The following is a 15521-nucleotide window of genomic DNA, read 5'->3' as shown; positions in this document are numbered from 1 at the left end:
GGGCGGTCCGGACGGCGCTATACGATTTAAAGGGTCGTCAGGTGCTCGCACAGGAACGGCAACTCTCGCCCGGCATTCACCGCTTGACGATGGCGGGAAGCAGCCTTCCGGCAGGCATTTATCTTCTTCGGGTCGAAGCAGGCGACAGTTGGAATGGCGTCGCCAAGATCGCACACCTGAAGTAGTGTAGAATGCAGAATGTAGAATGATGCATCAATTGATCGACGCTGACTGTTTCAATCTGCATTCTGCGAACCAAATTCTACTATTAAGGGGTGCATCGATTAGTGTCATCCTGAACGAAGTGAAGGATCTCGTCTGGAATGTCCATCTTAGGTCGAGATGCTTCACTGCGTTCAGCATGACAAGCGCCCTTGTTGACACAATATATTGCACCAGGTAATATTACCTACTGCAACTAATGAAACGTATCGCACTTCACGACCATCACGTCGCGCTTGGCGGACGGATGGTTCCATTTGCCGGTTATGAAATGCCGGTCCAATACTCCGGCATCATAGACGAACACCTTTCCGTCCGGCGCAACGTCGGCGTCTTCGATGTCTCGCATATGGGCGAGTTCGTCGTCCGCGGCAGGGATGCTTCGAACTGGCTCAACCGCCTGACGGTCAATAACGTCGCCGCTCTCGAATTCGGCCAAATCCAGTATTCGGCGATGCTCTACCCCGATGGCGGCATCGTCGATGACCTGCTTGTCTATCGTTTCGAGGGTCACTTCCTCGTCGTCGTCAATGCCGCCAATATCGAAAAGGACTTCGCGCACCTTGAGTCGAACCTTGTGCCGGGTATCGAACTGATCAACATTTCGGACGATATCACCCTGCTCGCGATCCAGGGTCCCCAAGCCGCGGCGCTGGTGCAGCAAATCGCCGACCGGCCGATTCTCGATACAGTCTATTATCATTTTGTCGAAGGCGAGGTGAATGGACGCTGGGCGATCTTCTCGCGCACTGGATATACCGGCGAAGACGGCTTCGAGGTCTATGTCCGGAGAAGCGACTCTGAGGTCCTTTGGAATGCGCTCTGGGAGGCTGGACGTCCGCTCGGTCTAAAGCCTATCGGACTGGGAGCGCGCGACTCGCTGCGGCTCGAGGTCTGCTACTGCCTCTACGGGAACGACATCGATCCGACTACGAATCCCATCGAGGCGGGCTTGGGGTGGATCACCAAGACCAAGAAGCCGGGCGGTTTCGTCGGGATAGAGACAGTCCTGGCAGCCAAGGAGCAACTTAATCGCAGGTTGGTCGGCTTCACATTGAAGGAGAAAGGCATCGCCCGTCACGGGCAAGAGATCTTCCTTGACGGACGGAAGATCGGTGTTGTGACTTCAGGAGGCTTCTCACCTGTGCTGGACCGGGCAGTTGGGCTGGCCTATATCGACAAGCCGTTTGACGTGCTCGGGACAGCAGTCAAGATCGACGTGCGGGGCCGGCAAATCGCCGCCGAAGTCGCCGAGACGCCGTTCTATAAGAGGTAAGGTCTGTAGGTGTGATGAATCGAGGCGCGCCGCTCTATTTCCATCACCCTTCAATCATCATCTGACCCAAATTGCTCTCTCTTTGCTCATCATTTCCCCCCACTATCCCCACTAACTCCTTGATGTCGTCGATCTCGTAGTCCGCGCCCGACGCGCCCTCGACCTTGCGTCCTCCATACCGCGCAAAGACCGTCCCGATACCCGCACCTTTCCCCCCCCGGATGTCCCGGTCGGGCCAGTCGCCCACCATCAATGCCTCGTCCGGACTCGCCTTCAACACTTCGAGCACTCTCCGGAAGCCCTTCGGAGACGGCTTGAACGCGCCGACGTCTTCGCCGGTCACAACGATATCGAACAGGTGATGCAGATTGAGGTAGGTGAGGCGCAGCCAGGCTTGCTTGGGGGGAGCGTCGGTCAGCAGCGCCAGTTTGACGCCCTGCTTCACCAGCGTCGTCAGGGTCGAGGTTACATGCGGATAGAGCACCAGCGCGGCATCCCGAGCCCGGCGGTAGCCAACCACCGCCGCGGCAAGGATCTTATGATCGATCCTCCCGTAATGCTCGCGCAGAAAGTGGTCGAAGACCTCCTGATACTCGATCCCCTCCTGGTCGTAGATGCGATTGACCCGGTCGCGCGCTTCGACATAGGTAAGGTCGAGCCCGGCGTCGATCATCGCGAGGACCGCCGACTTCACCGCGGCACGCTTCATCCGCATAAAGTCAACGAGCGTATTGTCAAGGTCGAAGATGACGACGCGGATCATGATCTTGAGGAATTAATGCCAATTCGCGTTCAGTAGGACAGACATTCTTGTCTGTCCTACTGAACGCCGTATTCGCCGGATCCCTTACTTCAGCAGCACCATCTTGGCACTACGCGACTCGCCCCCGCTTTCCAGCCGGGCAACATAGACTCCCGCTGGTGCGCCCGAAGCATCCCAAGTGAGTGCGTGAGAATGCGAGTAAGCAAGTGAGCGAGTCTCAAGCAGGCGGGCGATCTCGTGACCGGTGAGGTCATATATTCCAATGACGGTGGCTTCCCGATTTATCGGGATACTGAACCGTAAGGTTACAGTCGAATTAAATGGATTCGGATAGGGCGGCAAAAGTCGAAATTCCGTTGGCGGGAACTCGTCCCCCGGAGCGGAGAGGATATCGCCCGAGGCTTCGATCACGATTTCAGGTTCGTCGGGGTCATCACACACAATCCCCAATGTCGTTCGAGGCAGCGCCTGTCCCTCGCCTTCCCGTTGCGGATGGAACACCAGCGGCCACTCGTAGGTCTCCCCCGGCACAACAAGGCGCGGTTCATCGGGCGACCAGCCCTCGATAAAGGTAATGAACGAGGGATGCAGCGGCAGTTGAATGTCGGTGAGGGTTAGAATGGTCCCGCCGACATTGCGGATCGGGACGATCACGGTGCTGATCTCTTCCCAGGGCGTCGGAGGGAACTCCACCAAGCGTTCGGGGATGTCGATGTCGCGTTGATGGAAATAGAACGCCCCTATATCGGCGCGGGTGCCGTCGGGGTCGGGGGGCGAATCGGGATCGCCGGCGTCGATGCAGGGGGAGTCGGGGGAGAGGCGGTAATCGCCGTTGTCGGGGTCGAGGAAGAGGGGATTAGAATAGAGTAAATTCTCTATCCTCGGATCCCCCTGAAGCACTATTCCCCCATCCATCGTATCTATGAGACTATATGTCACTGAGCAGTTATTTGTAAAAAAGCCCCAAACTTCCCAGCCGATATTGCGCCATAAGATCGAATTGGTGATCTGAAGCGAACCGTTTATAGTTACAGCACTACTGCCACCTTGTGTGGTATTGTCGGCAACAGTCACGTTGGAAAGGATGGCATTGGTGCGAAAGAGGTGCATCGCTGAGGCTGCGGTTCTGGCACTATTTCCAGCTATCAGACAGTGCCGCAGGACTGGATTGGCGTCGAGTGAGTAAAAGCCGGCGCCACCTCCATTTTGAGTAACATTGTTCACAATCTGGACTCGATCAAATTCTATATCTCCAGTTCCACCGACAGCAACACCTCCTCCATAGCTTTGCTGGTTGATGTTATTACGAATAATGGAATTGCTTACATGCACTTGAGTCCCTTCAGGAGCATAGATACACATCCCGCCATAAAACCTCCCTATATTTTCTTCCATTATCAAGTGAGACACTTCGACAGCTGCGTCTGAGCCGCGGTCAAGAAAGATTGAGACCGCACCGGCATAATCCGACGCATTTCTGGCTAATATCATCTGATGCAATCTTGCGGCGCTCCTGACGGTAACGCCCGTTCCCTGCAAGACGGTGAATCCGATGATTGTCGAAGGTGATTCGATCGATAGGGAACCTCGGATGATAGTTGAATCCAAATAGGCCACGTTGCCTTCCAGCAAGTAATGACTTGCCAGGACCACCCTGGAGGCATAGATGCTGACGTTCTGCTCATACACCCCCGGCGCGACCAGCACCGTATCCCCATCCTCCGCCGCGCGGATACCGTCCCGGATGGTCTCGAACTCCTCCGGCACGTTCAGGATACGCGCGGTTGCGGTCTCGACGATCAGCAGTGCCGATGCCGCAACCAGAGCCATAGCCTTGATGGTCTTGTTCACCTCTAATCCTCTTTACATCCTGTATATCCTGTTCATCTGTTTGAAACATATCTAATCCAGCGATAGCTGATGGAATCGCTCACCAAATGGGTGCGAGCCGTAGCGCCGCCACTTGGCGGCAAGTCAGTGCCAGCAAGATGCTGGCGCTACGCTATCGCTGGATTGGGGAGATATTCTAATTCTACCAGCAACGCCGCCCGACTACCGCTCCGGATTCCATATCCCGAGCAGCCGCCGCATCGCAACAATGTAAGCGGTATGATAGGCTGAATGCGCCACCACGAAGATCGCCACCCGGGCATGCGAAAAGTCGCTCGGTGCCGGGAGCATCATCCCGGGATCGACCGAAGGCAGCAGCCGGTCGAACTCCGGGCCGAGAGCCTTCATCCGGTCGAGCACCCTCTGCCATTCGGCATCGTCTTGGGGCGCTGCGTTTGACGGGAAAAAGTTCGCTTCCTCCTGCTCCCTGGTCTGCTCGAAGGGAACCCCTCGCAACTTGCAAAGCCCCCAGTCGGCCCAGGCCAGCAGGTGCATAGCCTGCTGATAGATGCTATTGGGAAGCCCGTCCGCAACCTTCCCGGCATCGGAAGCGCTGACGCCATCCAGCACTCCGGAAGGATTCGGATGCGTCCAGTCCCCGTCGATAGCGTGTTCGAAAGCTCGCGACCAAACGTCGTCCATCAGACTCCTTTGCCTCTCATTTACGTCTGCCTGATGCAGCCAAGCCGGCTGGCAATTACCGCAGGTCTTGACTACCTGTTAAACTCTTGATTCCTGGGATTTTTCAATCCCCTACCGCACCAGCGCCACCTTCCGCACCTCTACCCGACCCGCCGACTCGAGCCTCAGGTAATAGACCCCCGACGACAGACAATTCCCATCCACCACCGCCGTCCGGTAAGCCGGCTCCGATGGACCCGCAAACAACACCGCCGCCTCCCGGCCCAGGACGTCGAACAGCCGCAGCCGCGCAAAGCCCGCCTGCTCCAGACCAAACCGTACTGCAAGCCGCGCATTGAACGGGTTCGGATGCACCGACTGAAATCCAAATTCGATAGGAACCGGAACCGCACCCGGCGCCGCATCGGGATCGATCGCAAACTGGAACCGCTGATTGCTCGGCGTCCGGTCGTCCCCCGAATAGGCATTCACCTGCCAGGCAACCGGAGCATTCAACGCCCAGTCGAGGTTGAGCGTGTCAAGCACCAGCGTCAAACTCGTATCGACCGCCTCGTAATAGGTCGAATCGTCCCCGGCATAGAACCAGACCCGGTAGCCCACCGCCTGATTCTGATTCCACTCCATCGACGGCATCCAACTGAAGCGAATCGCCGGAACCCGCAGCGTGTCGTCCAGATAAGGGAAGGCTGTGAAGCGCGACCCGTTCGCCGGCCGAAGCAGGTCGAACGGGTCGGGCGGCTCGTCGCCGATCACATCGAGCGAGACCGGTATCCGCGTCTCGCCGCCCTCGGCGTTGTGACGGAACAGAATTTCGCCTTCGAAGAGGGTGTCCGGCAGTTCAGTCGAATTGAGCGTCAGAACAAAGTCCTGAGCGCCCCACGGCTCGAGCACGCCCGACCAGACGTCGAGGTTGAGCCAGTCCTTGCGGGCGTCGAGTTGGAAGATGTCCACCCGGTCGCCACCGTTGTCGCGCGGGACATTGGCGACCGCCATCAGCACCCAACTATAGACGTCGAAGGTGTTGGTGATGTAGGTGCCGAGCACTCCAGTTCCATTCTGAGCCACAAGGTTGCGGATAAAGATGGTATCGCCGGTCGCCGGATTCATCTTGTAGATCATGTCCGCATTCTGTCCGAGGGAGTGGATGAAGTAGAGCGGGTAGCCGTCGGGGTCATCGGGCCACCACGCCATGCCGTTGATCCGGAAGGCGCGCTTGTTGAGCGTCGGGCCGAGACGATTGCCGTCCACGTCGTAGGCGACGATGGCATTGGAAGACTGTCCGCAAGCCCAGAGACGGCCCTCGTCAGTGTCCCATACGACGGCGGTGGTCGGATTGAAAGGCCCGGCCCATTCGCGCATCACTTCCCCGGTTTCGGGGTGAATGGCATAGACGTTGGGGTCGCCGGACGACTGCCCGCCCCAGAGCCAGTTGCCGTCCCAGGCGAGGTTCTTCATCCCGTAGGTTGACCGACCCGGTTGTGGCAGGGTGTCGATCAGTGCGCCTTCGCGGTCGAAGACCCAGATATAGTTGGTGGTATCCTGCCCGGCGAGGTTGCTGGCGCCGGCGCAGTAGAACTTCTCCTGGGCAAAGACGACGCCTTCGATGCGGTCGTCGCGGGTGCGGGCGCCAACATCGTAGGAACGGCGAAACTCCCAGGGCGCAGCATTGGCGTCGCCGATGAGGCGCTTTTCGGCGGACCAGGTGAGCGGCCCGTTGCCGCCGTTGAAGAGGTCGAACGGTATCTGGTATTCAAACCCCGGATCCATCCGCCACGAGAGGCTCTCCACTGAAGGCAGGATCTCCGGGTGCAAGAGGTTGAAGTTGATCTCAAGGCTGTCGCCCTCCGGCACCAGTAGATCGACATAAGATGAGTCGTTATATCCCAAGATCGAGCATGTGATACCAAACTCCACCTCGGCCAAGGCGTCCGGTATTCGCCAATAACCCTGTTCGTCGGTGAAAGCAACGAAGCCCTGCTGAGTCCTGACGATGGCATTGGCTACCGGCGCTCCGTTGGCGGCATCGGTTACCACACCGTAGATGATTCCGGAGCGATATCGGGGTGACGTGCTAAACATCAACGCCCGCCGGGCTTGAATCGGCGCCGCCCCCGGATGGGAGTAGCCGTTATTGAAGGAGTAGTCGATTCCGGTGTCACCGAGTGGACTGCTGATTCCGACCGAAGCGTAGGGCACTTCGTTGACCCAGGCATTTCCACCGCCTTGCGACTGGGATATCTGCTTATACTGGATGTAGAAGTTGGGATCGCCGGTCTCGGTAGGCCAGGCATCGGCATCGAGCAGAATCACCTGGAATATCAGGTCATTCCCGCCACCGCTGGCGTGACGCAAGCGTGACCACTGAATGATCAGCCGCGCGTTCTCCCGGTCATAAGCATAATAGACCTGTCCACCCTGACCATTCGAGCCGACCCTCAGGTCGTCCCAGAAAGGCGCAATCATTCCTGTTCCACCTCCAACCCCCCGATCGAGAGGCCAGTTCTGAAAGTTGGTAGCCAGCCGTTGGGCACCCATCGAAACATAGCCATTGGTCGCCACCGTCACAGAATCAAACGATACGCCGTAGAATTGAAATCTAAAGGGTAGAGGAATCACCCGCGCTTCACCGATTTCCAGCCCTCCGGTGAACTCGACCCGGGTGCCAGCAATACGACGATCCTGCTCGCGGGGATCGATCTCGAACCACTCAAAAGTCGGGCGCGAGTCCCAGAGCGTATCGGTATCGTCAAAGCAGATGTAGCCATACTTATCGGGACCTACCGGAGCGTTGGCTCGCGGCCGACCTACCTGAACATCGAAGTATGTCGTATCGACGAATCCGTCCTCCCCTTGCAGGATCAACATCATTTTGTTGATCCAACCCGGCACAACGACTCGATTGCCCGATACGAGGAACCGGTTGCCTTCGACGCCGCTGAATCTACCAGCGGCTATAGCGGGGTAGTTGCGAATGCCTTCGATGACCGAGATACCCATTCCAAGACTGCGCAACTCTGCTGTCAACGGATACCCATTCACTCGTCCCAAGTTGTTGATGCGGATGTCTATCTGGGAGATTGTGTCCGGCAGGACATTCCCACCTACAACCTCGCGAAACTCGAAGTGCGGTGCGCGCGGGGAAAAGGTAATCCCCGACTTCCAGGTGCGGTCTTGAGTAACTAACTCAACTTCAACGGAAGGACGATGCTTGGGCCGTGCACTTCCATCCGGGGTGCTGGTATCGAAGCGCAATATGGCCAAGGTCCCGGCATCGACGGTCGAGCCGGCTTCGATGTCACCGACCCAGATGTTCTCGGCATCTTCCAGGGTAAGATAGGGCGACAAAGACCGCACGTTGGCAACGATCCCCTCGACAACGCCCTCATTTCCGGCGTTCATTACGTTGGCATTGAGGGCGAAGGTCTCGCCGGAATTGATGTTGCCGTCGCCATTGCCGTTCAACTCAACAAGCGCATATTCGTCGATTTCGATAGCCGCAGCCGGGGTGCCGATCGTGCGCTCGCCGAAGAAGGGCTTGATGTCGGTGCCGGATACCGTTAAGAACATCCGCGTGTTAGCAACCAACTGCCGCTCGACCGGCAAAATGAAACGGACGTTGCCATCCGCATCGGAACGCTCGATGATGTTCCACATTCCGTTGTAGGTGGCATAGTTGGCATTGTTTGCAGCGGGAATGTTGCCGGGGAAGTAGAGCGCCACCCACGCATCGGGAACCGGCGCTCCGCCATCCTGATTCGTCACCTGCGCTTCGACGTATCGCGTCCGGGCATTGATCTCGCTGGTAAAGGTTGCCGTTACCCGCGTCGGAACGCGCGACCAGGGACGGATGTAGGGATCGCCGTAAAAGAGGTGGTCGGTCTTGATGTGATTGTAGGTATTGGCGAAGTTCGGAACATACCGCTCGGGTCCGATTACTCCATAAACACGCGACCAACCGAAGTCGAGATTTCTGCAAAGGAAGCCGTTCACGATCTCGAGCCAGATGGCATTGTAGGGGAAGGTCTGTGTCCCGCCCCAACCGGAGGTGGCTGCCACCGGACCCATTATACGATTGTTCGGATCGTAATTGCGGATCATCCACCAGGTTGTCCACTCGTGATGCCCGGCGATGTCGATGTCGATCGGATAGACTCCCGACCGGCCGTCGAACAAATTTTGGCCCTGGCGGAAGTAGTAGTTTTCCGCCCGGCCTACGAGGACGTTGACGCCGTCGTTGTATTGATCTCGAATGAACGGCCCGACGATATTCCCGCCGTTGTCGTTTTCCTGATAGTTCTCCTGGAATCGGACATCGCGCATTCCGAATCGCTTGAGCGCACTTACGCCCCAGCGGACGGTGGAGTGAAGGCTGATATGCCAGTTTCCCGCCCATCTCTGCGAGTAGGCTGCCCCCCGAGTGAACCAGCGGGTGTCGTCCATACGGGGATTAGTCTCGTAGGCAAGCGTCCGGTTAGTAAAGAGATTGAGCGTCGCTTCACTGCCGGCGCAGAAACGGGACACTCCCACATCGGCATAGGCATCGTTCCCTTCGAGGCAGCCGTAATCCCAATCGTAGTGCGGCATGCTGCCCCAGTTGGACTGACCGGGCGGGGAGATTAGTACCCACTGCGCACCTGGCGAGACCTGGGGGTCGTAACTTTGGTGATCGCCGACCAAGAGCACCTGCTCGAAAGGCACCTGACCTGCATTGCGGTAAGCATTATAGGCCTCTACGATGCGCGTCTTGATGGTGTTCGCATTGGTTGCATCGTTGGCGGGTATATTCAGGATGTCAACCTTGTAGCCTGCCTTGCGCCGCCATTCGATGAACGGCACGACATACTGAAGGCAGTTGGCATGGGTGACAACGAGATAGTGTCCGCGATAGGGAGGAGCGACATCCCGGTTCGGATCGTCGCGCCCTAAATGATCCCCGTTGATGACCAGTGCGTCGATGAAGGCTCGGAACGATTCGGTATATCCCCCTAACGGAGGCGCAGTAACCGGATTGATGACTTCACCTTCGGAAAACCGCAAGTCGGTCTCGATCCGGTCCCGAACCAGATACTCTTGATGCACGGCATCGTATTGAACGGGATAGGTCGTAACCCGCACCATCCGAACACCTCGGATGATGATCGGATCCGAAATCTCCGCGATGGCTTCCGGGAATATCCCCCCCCGTTCGACAAGTGTGAGACTTTGGGTCGCATTCAATGGTGTCTTTTCTGAGCAGAGCAGGGGCGGCAGTTCAGCGGAGACGCGTCGCGGTTCGGATGCATTAACGACCAGTTCCACAGCCTTGTCGCCTGGCACGATGACGAACCGACTCACCGCCGGCAGCATCGGACGACCCTCCAGATAAATGTAGCCTTCACCTGGAATGGCCAGCCGCTCCCGCGTGATGGGACCGTCAGCCTCCTCTGCGCGCTCAAATGTAGCAGGTGTGAAAGCCAGTGCAACGTTAGCCGGCGTTGCAGTTGTAACCCTGGCGGTTTCTGTGGTGTAAGTATCAGCCTCGGCGCCGTTTAGTTGCCCGAGGGTCAGGAGGGAAAGGAGTGTAACCAGGAGAAAACGACGCATTTCAGTCCTTCTCTGTCGTTTGGCGAGGTTGATGGTTGCGTTCAAGGTGCATCTTGAGGTATTGTTGATCGCGCCCGATTCAGGTGAACCAGCTGCCTGCCGGCGTCGCGGTCGCCGGCCCGGGGAAAGCCTAACGGCCAAAACGCCCCATTAACCTTACGATATAATCAACTTGCAAGTCTTTCGCAAGTACCATTCAGATGCCTGCTTCAGACTCCAATTTGACTTTTCGTCGGCTTGAGATTAGATTAGTGACGAATATAACTTTACACCGATTCCTTGCTCACAACCGATCCCATAGCACGTGCGATCGATCTTACCGCTCGCTACGGCGAACGCACTGTTCTTGGCGGCATCGACCTCGATGTTGGCCGGTCAGAAATCCTCGCCATCCTTGGAGGCAGCGGGTGTGGAAAGACGACGCTCCTGAAGCACTTCATCGGTCTCTTGCGACCGGCTGAAGGGCATGTCGAACTATTCGGAGAGGATTGGAATGCGCTCGACGAACCGGATCAGGAGAGGATTCGCGCCCGAATCGGAGTTTTATTCCAAAACGGAGCCTTGCTCGGATCCAAGAGCCTTGCGGTCAACGTTGCTATTCCGATTGAAATGCACACCAACCTTGACGACGTGGTCATCGCCCGTGCGGTAAGGCTCAAACTGCATCAAGTGGGTTTGGAACAAGCCGCATCGCGCCTACCGTCGGAACTCTCAGGTGGAATGCGCAAACGTGCCGGACTGGCAAGGGCTTTGGCCCTCGACCCGGAACTGCTATTCTGCGATGAGCCATCCGCAGGTCTCGATCCGCCGACTTCACACGCACTTGACGACCTGCTGCTCAGACTGCACCGCGACCTCGGCTTGACGATTGTGATAGTAACGCATGAGATAGCATCCATTCGCCGTATAGCAACCCGCATTGCTTATCTTGATAAAGGAGCCTTGCTCTTCACCGGCACTATTGAGCAGGCCTATGACGAACATGTCGAACCGGTGATAAATTTTTTCCGGCAAGGCGAGGTGTCATCGACACGGACGAAAGTGAACTAAGAGCAAATTGTTGGTCAGCCCCTCCCACATCCTATACTCGACTTCGTATTCACTTGTAAGCGCATCCAGCACGATTCTCTCAACCCGCACCATCTAAGGAGATTATGGTGGAGACAACCACCCACTATATAGACATCATCGACCGTCAAATCGCCGCCCGGAACCTTCTCAGCCACCCTTTTTATCAGTCCTGGACTAAGGGAACGCTGCCTCGCACGGCACTCGAGGACTACGCCCGGCAATACTATCATCATGTCGCTGCATTTCCGACCTACCTGTCGGCGGTGCATTCCCGATGCGATGACCAGGAGACCCGGCTACACTTGCTCGCCAACCTTATGGACGAGGAAGCCGGTCGCCCTAACCATCCCGACCTATGGGTGATGTTCGCAGGGGCACTCGGTCAGGAGAAGACAGCCGTCCAGTCGGTCTCCCGTCATGCCGAGACTGAGGCATTGATCGAACGTTTCCGAAGGGCTTGTTCCGGCGATACGGCATCCGGCATCGCCGCGCTCTATGCCTACGAGAGTCAGATTCCTGCTGTCGCCGAGGCCAAGATCGACGGTCTCAATCGGTTCTACGGAATCGACACACCAGCCGGCACGGCTTACTTCAAAGTTCACATCGAGGCTGACAAGGAGCACTCCGCTGTTGAACGGAACCTCCTCGCGCGTTATATTAACGAAGAGACCTTGCCTGCGGCACAGGAGGCCGTCGGGGAGGTTACGGACGCACTCTGGGAGATGCTCTCCGGCATCTGCCGCCGGCACAATATCGATTGTTGATGGCTAAAGCCGACAGCCATTACGCGACGACTGCCTGGAGTGCGTTAAGGTCATATTTCTCAGCCGGTCGTGCACATGCTCGCACCGGATTGGGGCTGTAGCTCAGTTGGGAGAGCGATGCGTTCGCAACGCATAGGTCGGCAGTTCGAACCTGCTCAGCTCCACACGTAAGGACCTGGCTGTGCTAGACGGGGAGTTAGCGGTGCCCTGTAACCCGCAACCCGCTCCAGCGGGGTCGAAGACCCACCCTATAGAGATCTTGCCTTTCGATCGGAATGTCCAGCGACGGCGGCGTTTACGGTCAGGTCCCGCGCAGCGGTCGCGCGCCGAACCCCGTCAGGGCCGGAAGGCAGCAGCGGTAAGCATGGACGGCCGGGTGCCGTGGGAGTGCCGGGCCTCAGTTGCCACGTTGGACGGAACGGCCTGAAAGCGGATCGAAGGTGGGGCACAGCCGGAATTTGGGCCCGGGCTGGTAGCAATCGGCCCGGGCCTGCTCATTGACTGTTGTGCGCGGCTATGGACGATAATGCTGCCGCGACTTGCCCTCGTAGCTCAGTAGGATAGAGCGCTGGATTCCTAATCCGGAGGTCGCGCGTTCGAATCGCGCCGGGGGTACAGTTGGACTACTCGATTCGCCACAGTATCCCAAATCCGAGTTCAAAGTGGATTTCAGGCGCCGCGCCGATTCCGAGTTCGAGGTTCCAACTGATTGGCGTCCGGGACGGATTGCCTTGCCGCATATCCCACTCAATCCCGCCGCCGGCTCCGATTCCGGCTTTTCTCTCGCCAACTGCTAATTCCCCAAACAGATAGGTCTTCCAGTCCTGCTTCCAGTCGAATCGGAAAAGTGGCCGGACCGCCAATTTGTCGGCTCCGACATCGGCTACCGCCCCGATACCCCAGGATGGTTCGGGAACATAGACACAGCCGATTCCGGCGGCAAAGAGCGACTTTTGCAACCCAAATGCGAGATAGCCCTGCGCTGCAAGCGCTGGCATAGAGAGAATCGCTATTAGGAACACTATGGAAATGAGCCGCCTGTTGGCAGGCAGCGCAATGTGCTGTTTCATACCATTAACTTCGCTTCGATTAAATCCCTCCGAAATGATGCAATTCACCTCTCCATTGCCGGTTTCAAGTGCTTGAAGTTGCGATAGAGGAGCAGATCGTAGGTGATCTTTAACGCGGCGCCGGCTACCAACGGCATCATCAGAGCCCAACCCTGCATCAGGAAACCGGCCAGTCCCGGTGCTACCGCCCATCCCCCCATACGGACAATACTCGTAACACCCGCGGCGTAGAGCCTCTCGCCCGATCCCACCATCGCCATCACATAAGCCTGACGGGTCGGAACATCCATCTCGACCAAACCTTCTCTTAGCAGGAGTAGAGTCGCCGCAAGAGTAAAGTTCGGCACGAATGCGACGGCGACTAACAGCAGGCTCGACGGGATGTGTGTGAAGACCATTGTGTTGACCAGCCCAATCCGGGACGAGAGCCACGCCGCCCCAAAGTGCGACAGAGCGTTCAACACCCGGGCACCGAAAAAGAGTATTCCGACCGATGAAGCTGAGACCCCAAAGCGCTCGAAGAAGAAGTAGCCGAGCAGCGCAGTTGTCAGAAACCCGCCTCCGAGGCTGTCGAGCAGAAACAGCGCCGAGATCTTCCGGACAATGCGCTTGGTATCGGGTGAGATGTTGCAAGTTTGTTCCGTTCTAGTAGTCGGGCGGGAGGGACCCGCTTCAACCTCCGGCGATAGCAGCGACTGCACAACGGCGCTGGCTAAAAAGAGCAGCGCATAGAAGACGATAAGGACTTGGTTGCCGCTCGCATCGCTGATATGAAGGAGACTACCGGGCACGGTGAGCAACAGCCCGCCCAGTGCCTGTCCGCCATCCTGAAGAACGTTATAGCGAGCAAAGGTGCGCGTCAGCCACTTCGGTTCGACGGTCGCCGGGAGAATCGCCTGTTCGATGATGAGCGATGCGCCGCGATCCCGTCCCATCCCGTTGAGCATCCCGGCAAAGGCTACCAGTGCCAATGCCAACGGTGAATCGGTGAGGAGTAGTCCTATCCCTCCGCAAGCCGATAAGAAAGCAAGCCCTATGAGTGTAGTTCGCCGCCGGAGACGATTCGCCCCAAGCGTCACACCTAACGAGGCGACCGCGCCTCCTGCCAGCCCGGCACCGACGACAATTCCGATTTCGCCCGGTTCCAGATCGGCTTGTGCCAGATAGATGCCGAGAAGGACCCCCGCCAGGCCGACCGCCATTGCACGAAGATATGTTGCCGTCAACAGTAATTTCCGGTCCCGATCAGCGGCAGGGTAGGGCAACGTGACCGCAATCATAGGCTTGTCGAAACTATCATGTTATTCTGGAGACCAATCCAGGTCTGCAACCCGGACCTGCAATACACGATGAAGTCGAGGAATCTCGGTCTCGAGTAAGTCCATAAGTTCCCGGTAATCATTCGGCTCCTTGCCAGTTGGATCGGGTAGGTCATGCTGTTCAATCTCGTCCGGTTTCCGCCCGAACCCCAGTAAAGTCTGAACTCGATCCTTGAGATCGGGATACATCTTCAGCAAGGCATCACGATGAGCCTGCTCAGCCGTGATGATCCAGTAGTAGCGTTCCATCAACGACGTGGTGACAGGCCGTGACTTATGATTGGTAAGCGGCATCTGGCGTTGGAACATTATGAACCCAATCACCGGATTGACCGGAACGCCCGGAATCGCCCGAACACCAGCCGATGCAATCTGCCACTCTTCACCGCTCGATTCGACTGCCCTGCGGAACATCGCCTCTGCTACCGGACTGCGCGTAACGTTGGCAGTGCAAACGAATAGCACGCTTCTAAGTGAAGGCGAAGGCGGCCGGCCGGTCAAGAGGCCACGAAGGCGTTTGAACATGAATTTGCAGTTACTACTTGGTGCAGTTAGTTCTTGTCTTCTCCCACCTGCTTCGCGGGGGGGAAGGAATAAAAGGGGGGGCAACATGGGGTTGCACATCTACCACCCTGTAGTCCCCCCGCAGAGCGGGGAGACAAGATAAGGTGATATTGCATCCATTAATGATGGATAAGACCTTACTATTCAATATGGGGAAAGCACACCGCTCCCACAAGTCTGCCCCTCGGCTGAAGCCATTGCTACTCTGCATCTGCTTGACAGGAGCCTCTTTCAATCCTAACTTGTATTGTCTTGTCAACGTGTTTACAATCAAGCAGCTTTTGGAGCCGCGATAAGTCGTTCTGCTGGGGTGCAGCCGTTTAGTCTATAGCCCTGATGCGGGCGGTTACAGTTATA

Annotated in this window: 10 protein-coding genes, 2 tRNA genes and 1 other RNA gene; 6 read left to right on the top strand and 7 right to left on the bottom strand. The window is 57.2% G+C overall.

Annotated features, from left to right (window positions below; all coding sequences use genetic code 11):
* Nucleotides 1–421 precede the first annotated feature (421 nt).
* Entirely contained in the window at nucleotides 422–1498 is a 1077-nt protein-coding gene (gcvT, locus tag FJY67_07910; protein MBM3329376.1) for a glycine cleavage system aminomethyltransferase GcvT, read from the top strand.
* 43 nt (nucleotides 1499–1541) lie between these two features.
* Here gcvT and FJY67_07905 read toward each other — a convergent pair whose 3' ends face one another.
* The 4 genes from FJY67_07905 to FJY67_07890 form a co-directional block, all read right to left on the bottom strand.
* Nucleotides 1542–2261, bottom strand: a complete 720-nt coding sequence (locus FJY67_07905; GenBank protein ID MBM3329375.1) for a TIGR02253 family HAD-type hydrolase — start codon at nucleotides 2259–2261, stop codon at nucleotides 1542–1544.
* An 84-nt stretch (nucleotides 2262–2345) separates the two neighbouring features.
* Nucleotides 2346–4112 carry a T9SS type A sorting domain-containing protein gene (locus tag FJY67_07900; GenBank protein MBM3329374.1) on the bottom strand — a complete coding sequence of 589 codons (1767 nt, stop codon included), beginning with the start codon at nucleotides 4110–4112 and terminating at the stop codon, nucleotides 2346–2348.
* A 201-nt stretch (nucleotides 4113–4313) separates the two neighbouring features.
* Nucleotides 4314–4793 (bottom strand): hypothetical protein, encoded by a 480-nt coding sequence (locus FJY67_07895; protein MBM3329373.1) that lies wholly within the window; start codon nucleotides 4791–4793, stop codon nucleotides 4314–4316.
* Nucleotides 4794–4904: 111 nt separating this feature from the next.
* Entirely contained in the window at nucleotides 4905–10376 is a 5472-nt protein-coding gene (locus FJY67_07890) for a hypothetical protein (GenBank protein ID MBM3329372.1), read from the bottom strand.
* A gap of 297 nt (nucleotides 10377–10673) precedes the next feature.
* Here FJY67_07890 and FJY67_07885 point away from each other — a divergent pair, with 297 nt between their 5' ends.
* The 5 genes from FJY67_07885 (at nucleotide 10674) to FJY67_07865 (ending at nucleotide 12826) form a co-directional block, all read left to right on the top strand.
* A complete protein-coding gene (locus FJY67_07885; GenBank protein MBM3329371.1) occupies nucleotides 10674–11426 on the top strand; it encodes an ATP-binding cassette domain-containing protein in 753 nt (250 codons plus the stop codon).
* Nucleotides 11427–11530: 104 nt separating this feature from the next.
* Nucleotides 11531–12211, top strand: coding sequence for a CADD family putative folate metabolism protein (locus tag FJY67_07880; protein ID MBM3329370.1), 681 nt, complete (start codon nucleotides 11531–11533; stop codon nucleotides 12209–12211).
* Nucleotides 12212–12302: 91 nt separating this feature from the next.
* Nucleotides 12303–12375 (top strand) — tRNA-Ala (locus FJY67_07875).
* A gap of 15 nt (nucleotides 12376–12390) precedes the next feature.
* Nucleotides 12391–12662, top strand: an RNA gene (ffs, locus tag FJY67_07870) — signal recognition particle sRNA large type.
* 90 nt (nucleotides 12663–12752) lie between these two features.
* Nucleotides 12753–12826, top strand: a tRNA-Arg gene (locus FJY67_07865).
* 8 nt (nucleotides 12827–12834) lie between these two features.
* Here the strand turns inward: FJY67_07865 and FJY67_07860 are convergent.
* Genes FJY67_07860 through FJY67_07850 form a run of 3 tightly spaced genes read right to left on the bottom strand, consistent with a single transcriptional unit; the run spans nucleotide 12835 to nucleotide 15224 of the window.
* Entirely contained in the window at nucleotides 12835–13281 is a 447-nt protein-coding gene (locus FJY67_07860) for a hypothetical protein (GenBank protein ID MBM3329369.1), read from the bottom strand.
* Nucleotides 13282–13325: 44 nt separating this feature from the next.
* Nucleotides 13326–14561 carry an MFS transporter gene (locus FJY67_07855; protein MBM3329368.1) on the bottom strand — a complete coding sequence of 412 codons (1236 nt, stop codon included), beginning with the start codon at nucleotides 14559–14561 and terminating at the stop codon, nucleotides 13326–13328.
* A gap of 21 nt (nucleotides 14562–14582) precedes the next feature.
* Nucleotides 14583–15224: a hypothetical protein gene (locus FJY67_07850; GenBank protein ID MBM3329367.1), complete on the bottom strand. Its 642-nt coding sequence runs from the start codon at nucleotides 15222–15224 to the stop codon at nucleotides 14583–14585.
* Between the last annotated feature and the right edge of the window lie 297 nt (nucleotides 15225–15521).

Source organism: Calditrichota bacterium, from assembly GCA_016867835.1.
Classification (GTDB): Bacteria; Electryoneota; AABM5-125-24; order Hatepunaeales; family Hatepunaeaceae; genus VGIQ01.
Note: the sequence above shows the minus strand (reverse complement) of the source record. Positions and strands in the feature narration are given on the sequence as shown.